The organism is Bacillus sp. GBSW19 (genome assembly GCF_002998655.1).
GTDB lineage: Bacteria > Bacillota > Bacilli > Bacillales > Bacillaceae > Bacillus.
In genome coordinates this window covers 14,690-32,416 of sequence record NZ_PVRF01000002.1, presented here as the reverse complement: position 1 = coordinate 32,416, position 17,727 = coordinate 14,690, and the positions used below count along the sequence as shown (strand labels likewise).

Below are 17,727 nucleotides of genomic sequence, written 5' to 3'. Positions count from 1 at the left end.
AAGGGGGTGAACATATGCCAAGAGAACTAAAAAACGCTAAAATTACGCATGTTTCCTACGTGGACAAAGCAGCGAACAAGAAGAAATTCTTTTTGATGAAAGCAAAGAAAAAGCGGCCTGACTTTCAAAAGGAGGTCAGTGTCCTGACAAAGGCAGAAGATGCTCATCGCCTCGTGTACGGTGTCGTGTATGAGCCGAATACGCCTGATGCACATCAAGACTTTATGACAGCCAAGGAAATTGAAAGAGCGGCACACGGCTTTATGAAGGATGCCCGTCATATTGACAAGCAGCATGATTTTCAGGATGGTGTTGGCGAAGTGGTTGAATCGTATATTGCTCCGGCTGATGTAGAGGTAGGCGGCGAGCTGATTCGAAAAGGGTCTTGGGTGCTTGTGACAAAAGCTTCCCAAGAGATTTGGGATCAAATTCAGAAGGGCCACATTACAGGCTATTCAATGGCTGGAACGGCGGATTTCGTCGCCATAGAAGAACAAGATCAGCTTCTATCTCAAGGCACGAATGAGAGAGGGCTTTTTTCTTTGCTGAAAAATTTCTTTTTAAAAGAGGAAGGTGCAAACATGTCACAATCATTTTGGAACGTTTTAGACCATCTGCTGGAAACCTTACAGTCAAGTGATGGTGATGAGGCGGATGTAAGAGCTGCCTTAGAACAGCTCATTCCAATCATGCAGGATATCCTGAAGACAGAGGATGTACTTCAAACGATTGGTGAAAGGCCAGCCGCCGTACAAAAGGAAGATGCTGCTTTGACGACAGATCAAGTACGAGAGCTCGAAAAAGCAAAAAAGGCCATCGAAAACGTCTTACAGCAGGCTGAACAACAAGAAACAGATCAAACCGGGGAAGAACCTGTCCAAAAAGTGCTCGAGCAAGTCGTTGCACCGATTCGTCAGCAGCTCTCTTCCTTAGAGAAATCAGCCAGCAGAGAAAAAGCAGCGGTGCAGGAAGTGCTTGAGCAGCAGCTTTTGCCTATTTCAGAGCGGATTCACATGCTTGAAAAGGCGCGGGGCATGTCAAAACAAACAATCCACGATACACAAAACGACACAACAACACCCATATGGGATGGCTTACTATAAGCCTAAATAAGGAGGAAACAGTGTGAGAAATCAAGAGTTGATTCGCAAGGCTGAAATGACACTTGCCAGCTTAAAAACCGGCGGTCTCATGAACGCAACCCAATCCAACACATTCATTAGAATGATGCAAAACACACCAACCGTTTTAAATGATGCACGCATCATTCCGATGGAAAGTGATTCACAAAAAATCGAAAAAATCGGCTTTGGCCAGCGTATTTTGCGCCCAGCAGAAGAAGGCCAAGCGCTTGATGCAAAAGACCGTGTTGTCCCAGCGACAAGCACTGTCCAGCTAAATGCGAAAGAGGTCATTGCAGAGATTCACATGACCTACGACAGTATTGAAAACAATATTGAAAAAGACGGAATCCAGCAGACAATTATGCAAATGCTGGCTGAACGAGCGGCGGTCGATATTGAAGAGCTCATCGTCAATGGGGATACGACTTCATCAGATCCATTTTTAGCCCAAATGGATGGCGTGAGAAAACAAGCAGTATCTCATATTGTTGATGCAAATGGAGCGGAAATTAGCCGCCAAATGTTTAAACAAGCCTATAAAGCGATGCCGTCAAAATATTTACGTGTACCTCAGGATTTCCGTTTCTACACATCCCCAAGTTTAGAGGTTGAGTGGAAGGATCAAGTAGCAAACCGTCAGACAAATCTCGGAGATGCGGTCATTCAAGGCGGACTTTCTTCTGCATTCGGTGTGCCAGTCAAAGGTCTTGCCAATATGCAGCCATATGACGAAGCGGGAACAGACGTATCAGATATTTTGCTGACACACCCTAAAAATATTATCGTAGGTTTTTCTCGTAATATTCGAATTGAAGTAGAAAAAGATATTCGCAGCCGTAAATTTATTATTGTCCTGACAGCGAAGCTAGACAGCAAATTTGAGGAAGAGGATGCTGTAGCAAAAGTGATGAAAGTGAAAGAGTAGGTGACGGCAGGCCATGATTATTTCTCCTGAAGAACTGCAAGCCTATTCTGTATTTGAGCGTGTGAAAAATCGATCTGTAGAAAGACTGACAGCAGATATTATCGAAGCCGAAGCTGCGGTATTTCAGATCGTAGGTCATGATTTCTCAAGCGAAAAATATCAGCCCCTTCCTGAAAAAGCAAGAATCGCATTATTAAAAATGGCCCAATATTTTGCCATGCTGAATGATGACGAATCTATGATGAAAGGCTTTACGTCAGAAAAAATGGGTGATTATTCATATGCGAAGGCAGCTGATCAAGTGAAAGGCAAACCTTATGTATATGCCCTGCTTGTCGATTACATTGAACCATCATTAACTGGCGGCAGTACCAAATTAAAGGTGAGATCATTATGAGTTATCACTCTTTATTAACAGACCGCTGTGATCTTTTTCACCTTGAACATCAGGAGGCTTCCCGAGGAAAATTCGGGGTTCCAGCTGATGACTTACAAATGACTCTTTCCTATCCCGATGCTCCTAGCCTGACAGATCTGGCTTGTTATGTCATAGAAAAGAATCAGTCCCTTGTGCAAGAAGAGCCGAATACAGTTATTTATCAGTCCTATCTTGTCCATTTCCCTTTAGCAAGTGATATTCGCCTGCATGACAAAATGGTGTGGAACGGCGTCTCACTTAAGTTGCAGCAGCCCAAAATAGTGAAAAATCATCACATTGAAGTGATGGCAGTCAGGAAGGAAAATCTATGAAAATTGATGGACTTGACCGGCTGCTTTCACAGCTGGAAACAGCGTGTGCCGGCGGCTTAAAAGCAGAATATCAAGATTTGTTGCAAGACATGGGCCTAGAGCTTTTGGACATCATTCAGGATGAGCTAATCAAGGAGAATGCTGTCGATACAGGCCGGCTTCTAAGCTCCTTTACGCAAGGAGACAAGGAGAATCATTTTCTTATGTCAAAAGGTGGTCTCACGCTTGAAGTGGGAACGCAGCTTGAATATGCCTCCTATGTTAATGACGGACATGCTACTTCTTCAAGTGGAGAGCGAAGATGGGTGCCTGGCAGATGGGCTGGCAGCCGCTTTGAATATGATCCGAATGCAAAGACAGGAATGATGCTTGCCTCTCAATGGATAGATGGAAATGGCTACTGGGATCATGCTGTCATGCTCTATGAGCAAATGTTTGAACAGTCGCTGGATCGAAAGCTTCAAAGCTGGTTCGATCGACATTTTGGGAGGTGATGAAATGAATCAAGAAGTCGGGGCAATCATGCATTATATTTACACACACTTTCCTGTGACAATGTATGATCGACTTTTGCCAGAGCGTTTTCAAGTGCCATCCGTTTATGTGCCGCCCGTAACAGTCATCAGCGGTCCAGATACGGTATCTACGTTTATGAAATCTTATTCGCTGCAAGTAAAAGTGTTTCATATGGATACAGAAAAAGCGCATGACGCGGCAGAAACAATTGTTGATGCATTGCTTGCTGATCGTCAAATGATTCAGATGATGAGTGAAGATGGAGATGTGCTTGATGATTATGTCCGCATAAAAAGAGTGGAAACCAGAATGATAGATCAAGGCGTAGCAGCGATTGTCCTGACGTGGGATAGCAGTTATTGGTACAACCGAGACAAACAAGCAAGCCTTGAAGATATCAACTTTTCAGATGGAGTGATCAAACGTGAGCAAGACTAAAAAAGCAGAGCCCGCTCAAACAGCTGGCGAAGAAAAAGAATTTGGCTTTTCATTTGAAGCCTTAAAGGAGCACAGTAAGGATCTTTTTGGGGTTAAACCAGAAATCCTTGAAGGTGCTCTTTTTTATATCAAACATCAACCAATTACAAAAACAGAAGCGAAAAAGCACATTGATGCTTTTTTGTCCAAGGAGGTTTAAAGGATGAACGGAGGCACATTTACACCAGGTACAGAGAAAAAGCGTCCTGGCATTTACTTTAATTTTAAAACAACAGCAGAGCAGCGAATTACTTTAGGCGATCGAGGTACGGTGGCACTTCCTCTTGTGATGAGCTGGGGAGAACCAAAAACCTTTATTTCCGTTTCCAATATGGAAGACTTAAATAAAAAGGTTGGACTCAACATTGATGACAAGTCACTTCTTCTTTTCCGTGAAGCAAAGAAAAAAGCACAAACGGTCTTGCTTTACCGCCTAAATGAAGGGGAGACGGCCAAAGCTGAAATCGCAGAAAACTTTGTGGTCACAGCCAATTATGGCGGTCTAAAAGGAAATGAGATCACTGTACAAGTGGCAGAAAATGTACTTGATAGCACAAAGCGTGACGTCATCACTTATCTTGGAACAGATATTGTGGATAAGCAGGTTGTCACGGATGTCAAAGATCTTGTGAAAAACAAATATGTTCAATTTTCTGGTGAAGGTGAAGCCGTCATCACGGCTGGTGTGGCACTAAGCGGCGGGAAAAATGGTGTGGCAAGTGTCGCAGATTATACAGCTTTCCTAGAAGCAGCAGAAACAGAATACTTTGATGTTATTGCTCTCCCGATCGATAATAGTGAGCAATTAAAAGCGACCTTCGCTTCATTTATCGAGCGTTTACGTGATAAGCAAGGACGTAAGGTGCAAGGAGTTGTGGCCAACTATGCAGCTGACCAAGAAGGCATCATCAATGTGACAAGCGGTGTTGTGCTGGAAGATGGAACAGAACTAACGCCTGATCAAACAACAGCATGGGTCGCAGGTGCAAGTGCAGGTGCAAACTTCAATCAGTCACTGACCTTTGTAGAATACGAAGGAGCAGTGGATACATTAGAACGCCTTGATAATGATCAAGTAGAATACCGATTATCACAAGGGGAGTTCCTGTTCACCTTTGATGCGAGAGATCGTACCGTGAGTGTTGAAAAAGATATTAACTCCTTGACAAGCTTTACAGCTGAAAAGAACCAGCAAATGGCGAAAAACAAAATCATTCGTGTGCTTGATGCGATCAACAATGATTTGACGTTCGAATTAAAAAATCTGATTAAATTACGCAAAGCCAATGGCAATGACATTCCAGCATCAGATGATGGGGTGCAGCTTGTGAAAACACTGATTACTCAGTATCTCACACAGCTTCAAGATGGCAGCGGCATTACAGGCTTTAACTCAGAAACAGATATCGTGATCGGTCTCAATGAAGATCGTGATGGATTTATCATCGATCTAGCGGTTCAACCAGTAGATGCAGCAGAAAAATTCTATTTCAATGTGGAGGTGAAGTAAGATGGCTTTTAAAGCGCAAAATACAATTTCAGGTAAAGAAGGTCGTCTTTTCTTAGAAGGTGAGGAGCTTGCCTTTATCAAAACGTTTGAAGCAAACGTGGAGAAAAACAAATCAGAAGTCAATGTGATGGGCCGCCGAATGACTGGTCATAAAACAACAGGGGCAAACGGAACAGGAACGGCAACATTCTATAAAGTCACGTCACGTTTCGTTCAATTAATGCTCAACTATGTGAAAAAAGGGGAAGACCCATATTTCACTCTTCAGGCTGTAATTGACGATAAGTCATCAGGCCGAGGCACTGAGCGTGTGACATTATTTGATGTCAACTTTGATTCAGCTAAAATCGCTGGACTGGATGTTGATTCAGAGGCGCTTGAAGAAGAAGTTCCGTTTACGTTCGAGGACTTTGATCTTCCTGAAAAGCTGAAGAATTCTTTCTAATTACAATTGAAAAAGGCATTACGAATGACGAAAATATATGTTATTTTTATTTTATTCAACGATATGGTATAATTTTTCATAGTTACAGAGTAGCTACAAAAGAGTTACTGTGTAACCTCAAAAAGTTTCTTAGAAATATGTTTACATGCAAAGTACTTTGCATAAAATAAAAAGAAGCCAGGATGCGTCAACATCCCGGCAATGTACAATGAGGCCCTCAAGGGGCTGGCTAATCAATTAGATAGTTTTAAGGATAGACTTTCCCTTCAACCGTCCAAAGCTCAAGGGGAGTCTATTTTTTGTCTATATACGTCAACAGGGCAACGATAAATGACCCGAATGCAAGCATTAACATAAGCGCTTGAAATGTTGACATGAGCATCACCCCCTTCCTATCGGGGATGAGCCAGACACCCTTGAGCAAGCCATTCAATTGTACAAATTAAATTATACATGAAAAGATTGGAAAGCACATTCAAAAAATGGATGTGCTTTTTTGCATTCAAAAAAACATAACAAAGGGAGTTTTTAAACATGAGCGAAAAACAAACATTTGATCTTTCATTTTTTATGCCAGGACAAACAGTAGAAGCGGAAGAGGTCAAAGTACCGATTTCTAAGCGTTTTGTTGATAAAAAAGGGAATGTCATTCCTTTTGTCTTTAAAGCCATTACAACTGAACGCATTGATGAACTGGAAAAAGAAAATACGACCTTCAAAAATGTCAAAGGCAGAGGCCGCGTAAAGGACTTAGACAGTCAGCGCTTCTACGCACGAATTGCGATTGAATCGACCATTTATCCAGATTTCCGCTCAAAGGAATTAAGGGAAGCCTACAGCACACAAGATCCAGTTGAAGTAGCAAAACGCGTCCTGTCAGTTGGCGGTGAATATGCGAACTGGTTAAACAAAGCCATTGAAATCAACGGATTCGAAGACGAAATTGAAGATTTAGAAGACGCAGCAAAAAACTAATAAAAGATGGGGATAAAGAAGCCGTGTTTTTATATTACGCCATGCACGAGCTTCACTACTCCCCATCTGAACTCCTAGATTTATACGAATCACCAAGACCGTTCAAAGCATTCCTATTCGGACTCATCAGCTACAAACTAGACATGCTAGAAAAAGAAGCAAAGAAAGGAGGGAAATAATTGGCGAAACTCACTGCACGATTTGAATTAGAAGACAAAGTATCGAAGAAGCTTATGCGCATTCAAAAACGATTTCAAACGTTTGAGAAGCAGCTAAAACCATTTAGAAAACCAGTGAAAATAAACCTGGAAATAGATGAAAAGAAGTTAAGAAACTTCAGTTTATCGCTTCGGAAAATTTCAGTATTTTCCATGAGACTGGATAAGGGAATCTATCGTGATTTAAAAGCATTAAACAATCAGTTAAATATGCTCCCAAATCATCTGGTCATATCCATTCAAGCGAAAGGACTAGATGTCATTAAATACAGCATAAACCGTTTAAAACAAGCGGGAACAAGCCCCATTCTGCTGACGTTTAAACTAAACGATCAATTGTCAGGTAAAATGTCATCGATCAAAAAATCTATCTATCAGCTCATGAACAGAACGTATTATATGAGATTAAACATGGTTGACCAAGCCACCGCTGCAATTCAACGAATCAAAAAGACACTCAAAAGCTTGACGATGTCTAAACACGAAATCAGAGTGTCTGTTCAAGACAATGCAAAGAGTAAGTTGAAAAAACGAGATCAGGCTGAGTCGATTGTGAAAGAACAAAACATAAAAAAAGAGCCTGAGGCTGTTAGTCCATCAGTGAAAACAGATGAATCTAAACAGAGTTGGCTTCAAAACCTTGCCAATAAAGGATTAAATGAAATTCAAAAATATGCAGGTGACGTTGCAGACAAAGTGAAGGAAAAATTGAGTCCTAGAAAGTTTTGGGATGAAAAAGCACTTCCTTGGGTTGAAAATAAAATGGAAGATTACAAACAAGATGTGATCGGAAGAATTAAAGAGAAGATTAAATTTAATCCTGAAGAAAAACTAGATCAATTGGTGAAGACTGGATTAGATCGTCTCTTTGGTGCAAGTGATCAATCAAGTGAAAGTGCCACTCCAGCACCAACAACAGCACCAACAACAGCACCAACAACAGCACCAACAACAGCACCAACAAATCCAGCTCCCAAAACGAAACCTCAGCCGCGAGGTGGAAAAGGCTTGTTTCGCAATAGTTGTTGCCCCTGTTGTGCAAGAGGTTTAAGCAGGGGAGGATCTACTAAAACTAAAAATAGAAATGGTCAATCACCAAGACAATCTACAAACCAAAATGCCACAACAAGAACCGAAATGAATAGAAGACCTCCAAGTAAATTAGGGAAACTGAAAACAAATGCAGGTAAATTATTTGGAAAAATCCCTAGTGGACTAAAGAAAGGTGCGGGTATCGCAGCTTCAGTTGGCGGACTTACGGGTTTAGTGAAAGGTAGCAAGGGGTTAAGTGGATTAGGGGATGCGGTGAAAAATATAGGTAAAGGGAGCGGCAAGTTATTAAAGAAAGTACCTATTCTAGGAAGTGTACTTAGTGCAACAAATCTAATCGGTATGAACAAAGAGAATGCTGGTGAAAAGATTGGTACGACTGGAGGCGGAATCGCTGGCGGGATGGCAGGTGCTGCAGCAGGTGCAGCTATTGGAAGCGTAGTTCCAGGGGTAGGTACAGCCATCGGCGGTCTAGTAGGCGGCATCGCTGGAAGTATGGGTGGAGAATCTATCGGTGAAACAATTGGAAAATGGTTTGATGGCGGCGGATTTGAAAAGATTGGCCAAAAAGCCATTGAAATCAAAAATCAAATTGTCGAAGTTTGGTCAACAGTTGCGGCTTGGTTCACAGAAAATGTATGGACACCATTAAGCAATACGGTTGTCACAGTAGCGTCATCCATTTGGTCAAGTTTAGTCAATGCATGGACATGGATACAAGAAACCTTCAGTGCAGTTGCAGGCTGGTTTATTGAAAATGTATGGACACCGCTAAGCGATACAGTCGTCACAGTAGCAACGACCATATGGACAAGTCTAGTCAATGCCTGGACATGGATTCAAGAAACATTTAGTGCCGTAGCAGGCTGGTTTATTGAAAACGTTTGGACACCTCTCAGCGACACAGTCGTTACGGTAGCAACGACCATCTGGTCAAGTTTAGTGAATGCCTGGACATGGATTCAAGAGACATTTAGTGCAGTTGCAGGTTGGTTTATTGAAAACGTTTGGACACCGCTAAGCAGCACAGTCGTTACAGTCGCTACAGGGATTTGGACAGCATTATCAAATGCATGGAAAACGATACAATCAATCTTTGGAGCTGTATCGTCATGGTTTATGGAAAATGTATGGAACCCACTTGTAGATACGGTAGGAACCATTAAAGATAGTTTCGGTAAAAAGTTTGAAGAAGCGTATAAAGTCGTGACAGATATATGGGATGGATTATCCAAATGGTTTGAGGACAACATTCAAAAGCCGATTGTAAAAGTAGCAGAAGCTATTAGTGATGGGTTTTCTGCAGCATTTGGTTGGGTTAAAAAGATTTTTGACAAAGCAGGCGGTATTGTAGATGTAGTCATAAATTGGATTGTTGGGAAGAAAAAACCTGATAACAATGCCACAGGCGGCTATATCACCCAGCCAACCTTATCATGGGTCGGAGAAGCAGGTAACGAATTTGTTATTCCAACTCAAAATAACCGAGGACGCGGGAAGATGCTGCTTGCTCAGGCTGCTTCTCATCTTGGAATGTCTGTTATGCCAAGCGGAGCAGCTGGAAATCAAGTATCAAGCTCTCCAGCTCCTACAGCAGTAGTTTCATCATCTTCTGTCGGTTCAATAGACGGATCTGTCTCGATGACTGGGAACATTCAAGCCTCCAGCATAGGCGAGCAATTTAATAAGGATTTTGAACAAGGATTAAATCAAAAAGTGATTACACTTGATCAATGGAAGCAAAAGAATATTCAGCAACCTTTTGCTCAATTGACCTCAGACTCAGGTAAGTATGGTCAGCAAACAGTTGCTGCTTTTGCGAATGGTCAGCAGGTGACACCCACAGGAACAGACAGCTTTTTGCAAAGTCGTGTAAAAGCACCATACCAACAAGTGATGACAGCATCACCAACTTGGGGTTCTGGAACAGTTAATGGTTTTGCCACAGGTCAAAATGCCACATCAGTTGGTACTAGCCAATACGTAGATCAGCACATCAAACAACCATTCCTACAAGCAAAACAAGAATCACCAGGCTGGGGCTCAGGAATGATGGATGCCTTTAACAACGGCATGCGTTCAAAAGCAAGTGAAGTCACACAAGCTGCCAAAGAAATGGCGAAGAAAGTAGAGCAGGCGTTTAGAGAGGAATTAGACATTCATTCCCCTTCACGCGTCATGATGAGTCTTGGGAAATTTGCATCGATCGGTGTCGTTAAAGGGCTCGACTCAGTGGATGTGAAAAAGTTTGCTGAAAATCAGGCTGGTTCATTAATCGGAGCTTTCAGTGGTATGGGGGTTTCAGGTCTTAGTGTTCAGCAATGGCTCATGGCAGCTCTCATGGCAACTGGTACATCGATGAACTGGCTTCCAGGTCTTATGACCATTGCACAGCATGAATCGAATGGAAATCCGAGAGCAATCAACTTATGGGATTCCAACGCTAAAAAGGGAACGCCTTCTAAAGGCTTAATGCAAACCATTGGACCGACGTTTAACTCCAATAAAGGCAAAGGTATGAATGACATTTGGAACCCAATTCATAATGCTGTAGCAGCCATTAACTACATTAAGGGCAGATATGGAACAGTCTTCAATACACCGGGATTACGAAGTATGAGAAGAGGCGGGCCTTATAAAGGCTACGCAAATGGTGGACTGATTACTCAGGAGCAGGTTGCTAGAGTCGGAGAAGGAAACAAACGCGAATGGATTATTCCTGAAGAAAGAGGGATTCGAGGGAGATATTTATTAACGCAGGCAGCCAAAGCACTTGGGATGCAAGTATATGACCCAGCAAATGCGTCTGCTCCTTTACCAGAATCACAAATGCAGCAAGTCACCTCAGCTCAGTCTTCTAGTCGTACAGCATCGTCAAGTAATAAGCAAATCACCATTCAATTCAATGGGGATCAGCATTTCCATAATGGACAAGATCAGCAATCGCTTGTCGAAAAAATTAGACAAATGCTCGTAGATGAACTGGAAGTAGAGCTTCATACAGGAACGAAGGGGGTCGTGATCGATGGGTAAATCAGTGTATCAATTGTGGATTTCCCAAGGAAAGGACAAGTTGCGATTCCCTGTCCTTCCATCCGAACTTGAAATCACAAATAACGTACAAAATGAAACGGTAAAGGTTGCTTCTTTTGGAGAACTGACCTTTATTGATGTCCCATCGGCTAAGCAAGTATCATTCACTTCATTATTTCCTAAGAAATATTCGCCAATTGCTGAATATAAAAGCATTCCATCACCGGAGAATGCGATAGCGAAAATAGAACGAATGATGCGTTCAAAGAAGTCGGTGCGGCTCATTGTAACGGGGACAAAAATTAATATGACGTGTAGCATTGAAAGCTTCACCCATAAAGAAGGGTCATATGATATTGGCGATCGTGAATTTACGATCGAGTTAAAGGAATACAAAACCGCATCGCCTAGGAAAATTAAACGAAAGAAAAAAGCAAAACAAACGAAAAAGAAAAGGCCTTCAAAAACACCACCAAAAATGTACACCGTCAAAAAAGGGGATACGCTATGGGCTATTTCAGGCAGATTTTATGGCGACAGTACAAAATGGCGGCGTATTTGGAATGCCAATAAATTAGCGATGATTAAACGTAGCAAACGCAATATTAAGCAGCCGGGGCATTGGATTTTCCCTGGACAAAGGTTAAAAATACCACAATAGGGGGGCTGGCATTGATCGAGCTTTTTGCCATCAGAAGCGGCACCATGTATGAGCTTGTCACAGAGAGTGTGACACTTCAGGGGCAAAGGTATCAAGCCCCTCGCTCTATTCAGGCAAATATTATCACTAAACAAGGCAGTCAAACATATTACCGTGTCTCAGAAGGGGACACGGTTCTTTTTAAATGGAAAGGAAAAGAGCTGTTCAGAGGCATTGTGTTTTCCCGGAGGCCTGTTGAAGGGAAGCTGACCTTTACCGCATACGACATGCTTCAATATTTGGTGAAAAACCAAGATGTCTATGTTTTTTCAAAACAAAGAGCAGATCAAATCTTGAGGCGGATAGGGGCTGACTTTCAAATTCCAATGACCTCCATCGCCAATACAGGACATGTCATAAAATCACTAGTGTTTAAAAACGATACGAGTTTGTATGACATGATTCTGAAAGCGTTAAAAGAAACAAAGCGTCAAACTGGTAGAAACTATCAAATCTATTCTGCTAAAGGAAAGATGGGGCTGAGAGCTTGGCCAGATCCAGAGGACGTATGGGTCATTGAATCAGGCGTCAATCTCATTGGTTATCAGTATAGCACCTCGATTGAAGAGACAGCCACTCGTGTCAAACTGCGCACGTCTGCAGATGAACAGGGAAAGAATAAGAAAAAAGGCAGCAAATCAGAGATTGTGGTGGTCGAACAGGATAAAGCAGGTCAGAGTAAATACGGTATTTTACAGCATGTTGAGACGGTTACAGGGCAAATCAACCAGCCGCAGCTACAAAAAAGAGCCAAAGTACGGCTGGCAGAGAAAAAAGGCGTCAAGCAAGAAATCAAAAGCATACAAGCGCTAGGCATTCCTGAACTGCAAAGCGGTCTTCCAATCTATTTGAAAATCCCTGAAATCAACGTGAAAAAAACCTACTGGATCGATCAAGACAAACATGAATTCAGTGGGGTGAAACACACCATGACAATTGATGTCGTTGAGAAAAATTCCATCCCAAAGGGTGATCAAGCGTGAGATTAAGTGAAGCGATTAAACGATTAGCAGTGAATGCTGTAGATGCCGCCTCTCCAATTGATCTGGTGGTTGGAGAAGTCACGGCAGTTTCTCCTGTAAGCATCCGGTTAAATGAAAACCATAAGCTAGTCATTCCGGAAGAATTACTGATTTGGCCAAAGCGCCTAAATAAGGGTGAGGATGATGAACTGAAAAGGGGAGACAGCATTATGGTGCTGGCAATGGCAGGAGGGCAGTCCTTCTACATCATCGACAAATTGTAAGGGAGGTGATGAATGTGGCACTTTCACCAGAGGAAGAAATCGAGGAAATAGAAGAAGAGGAAGAGGTGGAAACCTCGATGACGTATCGAATAGATGTTGAAACTGGCAGACTGACAGGTGAAACCATTTCAGGCATTGAAGCAATTCGTCAATTCGTTTATATGACACTCAGGACAGAGCGGTATGCACATCCTATCTACAGCCACGACATTGGCACTGAAATCCAGGAGCTCTTGACGGATACAGAAGCCACGGATGAATACAAAGAAATGGAGATTCCGAGGCTGCTAGAGGAAGCATTGATTGTCGACGAACGGATTGATCATATTGAAGAATTAGAGGTCACAAAGCAAAATGACTCGTTTCATGTCAAGCTAGCTATTGTCACAGATGAAGGCACATTAGAAATAGAGGAGGTGATGGAGAGCGATGTTTGAGGAACAAACGTACGAAGCATTAATGGAAAGAATGCTAGACAGACTGCCAGATGCCATAGATAAAAGAGAAAACAGCGTCATTTGGAATGCCTTGGCACCTGCTGCAGCTGAACTGGCCCAGTCCTATATTTGGCTTGATCAAGTATTCGAGCTGGTCTTTGCAGATACAGCACAAGGAGAGTTTCTAGATCGGCGGGCTGCTGAAGTAGGAATTGAAAGAAAACCAGCGACTAAAGCGATTTGGTCCGCAGCTATTCAGCCGGAGGATATCAACATCCCAGTTGGCTCACGGTTTTTTATTGAAGACGTCTATTTCCAATATTCGAAAGAAGGCACGCTAGAATGCGAGACACCTGGCAAGATCGGCAATGGTCAATTAACAGATCAGCCGCTGCTATCACTTGATACAATTCCAGGACTCGAATCGATTACCATGAAAGAACTGGTGATACCAGGACAAGAGGAAGAAGATGACGCTTCGTTATATGATCGCTACTTAATACGTGCTAGGCGGGAGGCTGTCAGTGCCAACAAGGCGCATTATAAAAAATGGGCTGAGGAAGTGACAGGGGTTGGCAGAGCGAAAGTATTCCCGCTTTGGAACGGAGAAGGGACGGTCAAAATTGTCATCACAGACGGCAATCTAGATGTTGCATCAGATCTGCTTGTTAAAAGAGTACAGGAATATATCGACCCAGTACCAGGCGAAGGGGAAGGACAAGCGCCTATTGGTTCAAAAGCAACCGTCGAAAGCGCCAAATGGCTGGATATTGACATAGAAGTAGCCGTCGAACTTCAAATGGACTGGACCCTTGAAGGAGCGCAGAAAGAAATAGAAGAAAAGGTCAAAGCGCTGTTGAAATCAATCGCATTTGAAAAGAGTACCATTCGAATGTCCGCCTTAAATGACATTCTGTACCATTCAGAAAGTGTATCAGATTATGCAAACGTGTTATTGAATGGGGAATCGAAAAACTTAGTGTTACAGGACATTGAGATACCGCGTCTGAGGCAGGTGAAGGTTATTGAGCAAACAGGATGAAATGAAAAACTACTTGCCGCCATATTTTACAGAGATTTATGAAGTAGATCATCTACTCAAAACAGAAGCACCGGAGTTTGAGCAATTGGATGAATCCATTTTCGATTTAACGGATCAGTTCTTCCCTTTAACTGCGACATGGGGATTGAATAGATGGGAAAGAATGCTGAAGGTGCAGCGAGAATCAGGTGACTCCATTGAACTTCGCAGGGCACGCTTACTCAATATGATGTCAAACATTCCACCGATCACGTATCTTTCATTAGAGAAATCGGTGAATCGCTTTCTCAAAAATCCAAGTGCCATCATCCGTCTCACCACCAATCGCTATCATTTCGCCTTACGTGTGAACCTAGATGACCTGCAAAACACTAGATATATTGTAGAAATACTTGAAACGTTAAAGCCGGCTCATTTGGCTTATACGTTCACTGCATTTCATCATACCGATGTACATGAAAAAAATGATCATCACGGGAGGCTTACACTGCGAAGCAGAGTGGGTTTTTTCGATCATATCCCGATTTTACTGAATGGTGAATTTGTATTAAATGGTACGTTTTATCTTAGCGGGACAAGAGGTACAACAGAGGTTCCGACTCGTTTTCGACATTCGTTGAAGTTGAGAATGCCGCTTCAGCATAAGTCAGAGAACACATATCGAATGAATTATGTCATGACTGGAGCGGTACATGAAACAAAGCAAAAAGCGACACTGACATTACGCACAAAAAACCAGCTGTCACATCAAACCAAAAAGAAAATGACGTTCCGATTTCCAGTACAAGTCCAAACTGAACAGGGCGGCAGCTTACTGATCAAGGATCATTACTGGATTCTCGATGGATCTGTTCCGCTTGACGGATCAAAAATGCTAGCAGCAACTTCTCAAAAAATAGAGCTATAAGGAGGATCACAATGGCTGATCAATTAACCGTAACAACATTATATGCACGTCAACAAATGGCAAAGGCAAGAGCAGAGGGAACAAAACTCACAAAAGTCGTCAAAATGGCATTTGGAAACGGCGGGACGAAGGATGGCAAACCGATCTCACTAGACGGCACTGAACAAAAACTGAAAAAAGAACTCGTCCAAAAAGAGATTGATTCGTTTACCTTCATGGAACCAGCAAAAATCCGCTACACCTGCACGATCGCCGAAGGAGAACTTGCAGGAGAAGTCATCAACGAACTAGCACTTGTCGACGAAGCCGGCAAATTCACCGCCATCCGCACCATGACAGACAAACAAAAAGACGGCGACATCGAATTTGTTTTTGAGATTGATGATATTTATTAATGGAGTGACTTCAGGAAATAACCCAGTGTTTATTTTGCCAGAAGAATACAGCCAAAGCAGGCGATCTACTTTATAGGAGTTGCTTTGAGTATAAAGGCACTAGGAGCACTTCAATCACATCGTTAGATCAATTTAAAGGTATGTGTGCATCTTTCTTCATATAAAGCCAATCCCACTGGGTTTTAAGTTTAGTAAAAGGTGAAGTCATATATCATTACAAGTAAAAATAGATTAAACAAGCGATTATAGATTTTGAAAGGAGAATGATCAAACATGGAGATTAAGACACCACGAACTTTTAAAACAACTGATAAAGCCCATGCCGACCTATTTAATAATATAGTTGAAGACTTTTTTGACAATGATGTAGGACTATTAGAAGCAATCAATCAACATATTGATGATACAAATCCACATACGTCTGAAGCAGAAAAGAAAAAATGGAATGATTCTCAGAGCTATAAGATTACTGCTGATAATGGTAGTCAGTTAATTAATATTCCTGCTGATGAAAGGATTTTTGACGCGATAAAAGGGAAAGGAATGTGTACTTTTTATGCAGCTTCTGGAGTTGAAGATTCCCCAACTCCAGCGAATATTTCATTAAGAGGGTTACAGACAGTAGGTCAAGATAACATTGGAACTGGCTTTGCTGTAGATATTGCTGGTAATGCTTATAGTTTTTATTATAATGCTGCGCATACTTCTATTAACTGGACAAAGCTTCCGACAGATGCGGAGAGAAATAAATGGAATGAAGGCCAATTATCTAAGATCACTGCGGATAGTGGAGGAGTGATTATATCTGTTTCTGATGGTGAAGATTTACTCGAAAAGTTAGTTTCTTTAGGTCCGAGGCATGGTACATTTTATGTCACAGGTAAAGCACTAAACACCCCAACAACAAGATCTTGCCGAGGTATGTATCATTTTACTTCTCAAGATAGCAATGGAAAAGGGACATTTGGATGGGTTATGGCCATAGATTATAACAACTACATGTATACGAACTACCTTGATTTAAATTTGGGGTGGCAAGGCTGGAAACGTGTTTTAACAAATGTAGAGCAAATAGAATGGAAGTTTCCGACAACAATAATAAACGGATGGAAACAATATGGCACTCAAAAAGTGCAATTTTATAAGAATCCATTTGGAGAGGTAGAGTTAATTGGTTCTATTACAGGGGGTACTATCGGTTTTGCAGTACCTGTTTTTACATTGCCTAGTGGTTATCGTCCTATACAGGATATGCATTTTATAGGGGTAGCATCTAGTATCGGCACTGGTTCAACACCACAAACACACAGAACACATATTGATACTAAAGGTAATGTGTATATACAAGGCGTCTCCAATTCAACAAACCCAAATGAATTTATCACGTTCGGCTTTAAATTCATGGCGGCTCAGGAGGGATGAAAATGAAATGGATATATAAATACGATGAAAAATTCAATTACCTTCCAGGAGAAGAAATAGAAATTGAAGAGCACGAAGACCTCCCAAAAGGATATACAGATGTAAGACCTCAAGATGGTTTGTACAAAGGTAAATACAATGAAGCGAAAAAGTCATGGTATGAGTCGGCTACACAAAAATACATTGATAGCTTGCGACCAGACCCGCTACCATTGTCAGAAATGGATCTATTAAAACAGCAAAATGCTGATCTGCTTCAGCAACTGGCAGAGTCAGAAAAGAGAGCAGAAGAACAATCAAGGAATTTATCAGAACTTATCATGCTGCTGAGGGAAAAGGAGGTCATTTAATTGGATTGGTTCCGCAGTATTTCATTGTTCTATCAATGGAAATGTTATGAAAATGAGGACGTAGCAAAATTTGTTCGTTTCGAGAAGATTACGCCGAAACAATACAAAGAAATAACAAACGAAGAATATCCAACTAACGCTGAATAGGCGTTTTTATTTTGCCTTTGGGAGTAGGATGGAAATGGATTTGCCTGAATATTTAATG

The 17,727-nt window shown here is 41.8% G+C and carries 23 protein-coding genes; 22 read left to right on the top strand and 1 reads right to left on the bottom strand.

Annotated elements, in window-relative coordinates:
* The first annotated feature begins 14 nt into the window (after positions 1-14).
* From C6344_RS09945 to C6344_RS09905, 9 genes are read left to right on the top strand one after another with little or no spacing between them, the layout of a single operon-like run.
* Complete coding sequence (locus tag C6344_RS09945; protein WP_106072916.1) at positions 15-1,103, top strand: XkdF-like putative serine protease domain-containing protein; 1,089 nt, start codon at positions 15-17, stop codon at positions 1,101-1,103.
* A gap of 22 nt (positions 1,104-1,125) precedes the next feature.
* Entirely contained in the window at positions 1,126-2,049 is a 924-nt protein-coding gene (locus C6344_RS09940) for a phage major capsid protein (protein ID WP_034659746.1), read from the top strand.
* A gap of 13 nt (positions 2,050-2,062) precedes the next feature.
* A complete protein-coding gene (gene yqbG, locus C6344_RS09935; RefSeq protein ID WP_060597160.1) occupies positions 2,063-2,446 on the top strand; it encodes a protein YqbG in 384 nt (127 codons plus the stop codon).
* Positions 2,443-2,799, top strand: coding sequence for a YqbH/XkdH family protein (locus C6344_RS09930; protein ID WP_034659744.1), 357 nt, complete (start codon positions 2,443-2,445; stop codon positions 2,797-2,799). Before yqbG ends, C6344_RS09930 begins: the two co-directional genes overlap by 4 nt.
* Positions 2,796-3,293, top strand: a complete 498-nt coding sequence (locus C6344_RS09925) for an HK97 gp10 family phage protein (RefSeq protein ID WP_060597157.1) — start codon at positions 2,796-2,798, stop codon at positions 3,291-3,293. The genes C6344_RS09930 and C6344_RS09925 overlap by 4 nt, the downstream gene beginning before the upstream one ends.
* 4 nt (positions 3,294-3,297) lie before the next feature.
* A complete protein-coding gene (locus C6344_RS09920) occupies positions 3,298-3,753 on the top strand; it encodes a phage tail terminator family protein (protein ID WP_106072915.1) in 456 nt (151 codons plus the stop codon).
* Positions 3,740-3,952 carry a YqzN/YkzM domain-containing protein gene (locus C6344_RS09915; protein WP_003212736.1) on the top strand — a complete coding sequence of 71 codons (213 nt, stop codon included), beginning with the start codon at positions 3,740-3,742 and terminating at the stop codon, positions 3,950-3,952. Before C6344_RS09920 ends, C6344_RS09915 begins: the two co-directional genes overlap by 14 nt.
* Positions 3,953-3,955: 3 nt before the next feature.
* Positions 3,956-5,302, top strand: coding sequence for a phage tail sheath family protein (locus tag C6344_RS09910; RefSeq protein WP_106072914.1), 1,347 nt, complete (start codon positions 3,956-3,958; stop codon positions 5,300-5,302).
* A gap of 1 nt (position 5,303) precedes the next feature.
* The gene (locus C6344_RS09905; protein WP_003213309.1) at positions 5,304-5,747 is read left to right on the top strand and encodes a phage tail tube protein; all 444 of its coding nucleotides are present in this window, start codon (positions 5,304-5,306) and stop codon (positions 5,745-5,747) included.
* 292 nt (positions 5,748-6,039) lie between these two features.
* Here the strand turns inward: C6344_RS09905 and C6344_RS09900 are convergent, their stop codons facing one another.
* The gene (locus C6344_RS09900) at positions 6,040-6,129 is read right to left on the bottom strand and encodes a putative holin-like toxin (protein ID WP_081311383.1); all 90 of its coding nucleotides are present in this window, start codon (positions 6,127-6,129) and stop codon (positions 6,040-6,042) included.
* 152 nt (positions 6,130-6,281) lie between these two features.
* On the opposite strand from C6344_RS09900, the gene C6344_RS09895 reads away from it, so the two are divergent.
* The 13 genes from C6344_RS09895 (at position 6,282) to C6344_RS09835 (ending at position 17,669) form a co-directional block, all read left to right on the top strand.
* Positions 6,282-6,722, top strand: a complete 441-nt coding sequence (locus C6344_RS09895; RefSeq protein WP_008344099.1) for a phage tail assembly chaperone — start codon at positions 6,282-6,284, stop codon at positions 6,720-6,722.
* Between the two features lie 41 nt (positions 6,723-6,763).
* Complete coding sequence (locus tag C6344_RS09890) at positions 6,764-6,901, top strand: hypothetical protein (RefSeq protein ID WP_095285871.1); 138 nt, start codon at positions 6,764-6,766, stop codon at positions 6,899-6,901.
* Positions 6,902-11,023 (top strand): transglycosylase SLT domain-containing protein, encoded by a 4,122-nt coding sequence (locus C6344_RS09885; protein ID WP_223254323.1) that lies wholly within the window; start codon positions 6,902-6,904, stop codon positions 11,021-11,023.
* A complete protein-coding gene (locus C6344_RS09880) occupies positions 11,016-11,684 on the top strand; it encodes a LysM peptidoglycan-binding domain-containing protein (protein WP_003213616.1) in 669 nt (222 codons plus the stop codon). The genes C6344_RS09885 and C6344_RS09880 overlap by 8 nt, the downstream gene beginning before the upstream one ends.
* An 11-nt stretch (positions 11,685-11,695) precedes the next feature.
* Complete coding sequence (locus C6344_RS09875) at positions 11,696-12,706, top strand: XkdQ/YqbQ family protein (RefSeq protein WP_106036562.1); 1,011 nt, start codon at positions 11,696-11,698, stop codon at positions 12,704-12,706.
* On the top strand, positions 12,703-12,969 hold the full coding sequence (locus C6344_RS09870; RefSeq protein ID WP_034659738.1) for a DUF2577 family protein: 267 nt from the start codon (positions 12,703-12,705) through the stop codon (positions 12,967-12,969). Before C6344_RS09875 ends, C6344_RS09870 begins: the two co-directional genes overlap by 4 nt.
* Before the next feature lie 14 nt (positions 12,970-12,983).
* Positions 12,984-13,406 carry a DUF2634 domain-containing protein gene (locus C6344_RS09865; RefSeq protein ID WP_106048270.1) on the top strand — a complete coding sequence of 141 codons (423 nt, stop codon included), beginning with the start codon at positions 12,984-12,986 and terminating at the stop codon, positions 13,404-13,406.
* Positions 13,399-14,448, top strand: coding sequence for a baseplate J/gp47 family protein (locus tag C6344_RS09860; protein WP_106072913.1), 1,050 nt, complete (start codon positions 13,399-13,401; stop codon positions 14,446-14,448). Before C6344_RS09865 ends, C6344_RS09860 begins: the two co-directional genes overlap by 8 nt.
* Positions 14,432-15,355, top strand: coding sequence for a YmfQ family protein (locus C6344_RS09855; RefSeq protein WP_106048274.1), 924 nt, complete (start codon positions 14,432-14,434; stop codon positions 15,353-15,355). The genes C6344_RS09860 and C6344_RS09855 overlap by 17 nt, the downstream gene beginning before the upstream one ends.
* 11 nt (positions 15,356-15,366) lie before the next feature.
* Complete coding sequence (locus C6344_RS09850; RefSeq protein ID WP_003212666.1) at positions 15,367-15,750, top strand: phage tail-collar fiber domain-containing protein; 384 nt, start codon at positions 15,367-15,369, stop codon at positions 15,748-15,750.
* 273 nt (positions 15,751-16,023) lie between these two features.
* A complete protein-coding gene (locus C6344_RS09845; protein ID WP_066030496.1) occupies positions 16,024-17,172 on the top strand; it encodes a hypothetical protein in 1,149 nt (382 codons plus the stop codon).
* Positions 17,173-17,174: 2 nt separating this feature from the next.
* Positions 17,175-17,522 carry a hypothetical protein gene (locus C6344_RS09840; RefSeq protein WP_066030497.1) on the top strand — a complete coding sequence of 116 codons (348 nt, stop codon included), beginning with the start codon at positions 17,175-17,177 and terminating at the stop codon, positions 17,520-17,522.
* Entirely contained in the window at positions 17,523-17,669 is a 147-nt protein-coding gene (locus C6344_RS09835) for an XkdX family protein (protein ID WP_081311384.1), read from the top strand.
* The last annotated feature ends 58 nt before the right edge of the window (positions 17,670-17,727 follow it).

Coding starts and splice junctions, on each gene's coding strand:
- C6344_RS09945 (WP_106072916.1), top strand. CDS start 15: ATGCCAAGAGAACTAAAAAACGCTAAAATTACGCATGTTTCCTACGTG.
- yqbG (WP_060597160.1), top strand. CDS start 2,063: ATGATTATTTCTCCTGAAGAACTGCAAGCCTATTCTGTATTTGAGCGT.
- C6344_RS09930 (WP_034659744.1), top strand. CDS start 2,443: ATGAGTTATCACTCTTTATTAACAGACCGCTGTGATCTTTTTCACCTT.
- C6344_RS09925 (WP_060597157.1), top strand. CDS start 2,796: ATGAAAATTGATGGACTTGACCGGCTGCTTTCACAGCTGGAAACAGCG.
- C6344_RS09920 (WP_106072915.1), top strand. CDS start 3,298: ATGAATCAAGAAGTCGGGGCAATCATGCATTATATTTACACACACTTT.
- C6344_RS09910 (WP_106072914.1), top strand. CDS start 3,956: ATGAACGGAGGCACATTTACACCAGGTACAGAGAAAAAGCGTCCTGGC.
- C6344_RS09905 (WP_003213309.1), top strand. CDS start 5,304: ATGGCTTTTAAAGCGCAAAATACAATTTCAGGTAAAGAAGGTCGTCTT.
- C6344_RS09900 (WP_081311383.1), bottom strand. CDS start 6,129: ATGCTCATGTCAACATTTCAAGCGCTTATGTTAATGCTTGCATTCGGG.
- C6344_RS09895 (WP_008344099.1), top strand. CDS start 6,282: ATGAGCGAAAAACAAACATTTGATCTTTCATTTTTTATGCCAGGACAA.
- C6344_RS09890 (WP_095285871.1), top strand. CDS start 6,764: ATGCACGAGCTTCACTACTCCCCATCTGAACTCCTAGATTTATACGAA.
- C6344_RS09880 (WP_003213616.1), top strand. CDS start 11,016: ATGGGTAAATCAGTGTATCAATTGTGGATTTCCCAAGGAAAGGACAAG.
- C6344_RS09860 (WP_106072913.1), top strand. CDS start 13,399: ATGTTTGAGGAACAAACGTACGAAGCATTAATGGAAAGAATGCTAGAC.
- C6344_RS09850 (WP_003212666.1), top strand. CDS start 15,367: ATGGCTGATCAATTAACCGTAACAACATTATATGCACGTCAACAAATG.
- C6344_RS09845 (WP_066030496.1), top strand. CDS start 16,024: ATGGAGATTAAGACACCACGAACTTTTAAAACAACTGATAAAGCCCAT.
- C6344_RS09840 (WP_066030497.1), top strand. CDS start 17,175: ATGAAATGGATATATAAATACGATGAAAAATTCAATTACCTTCCAGGA.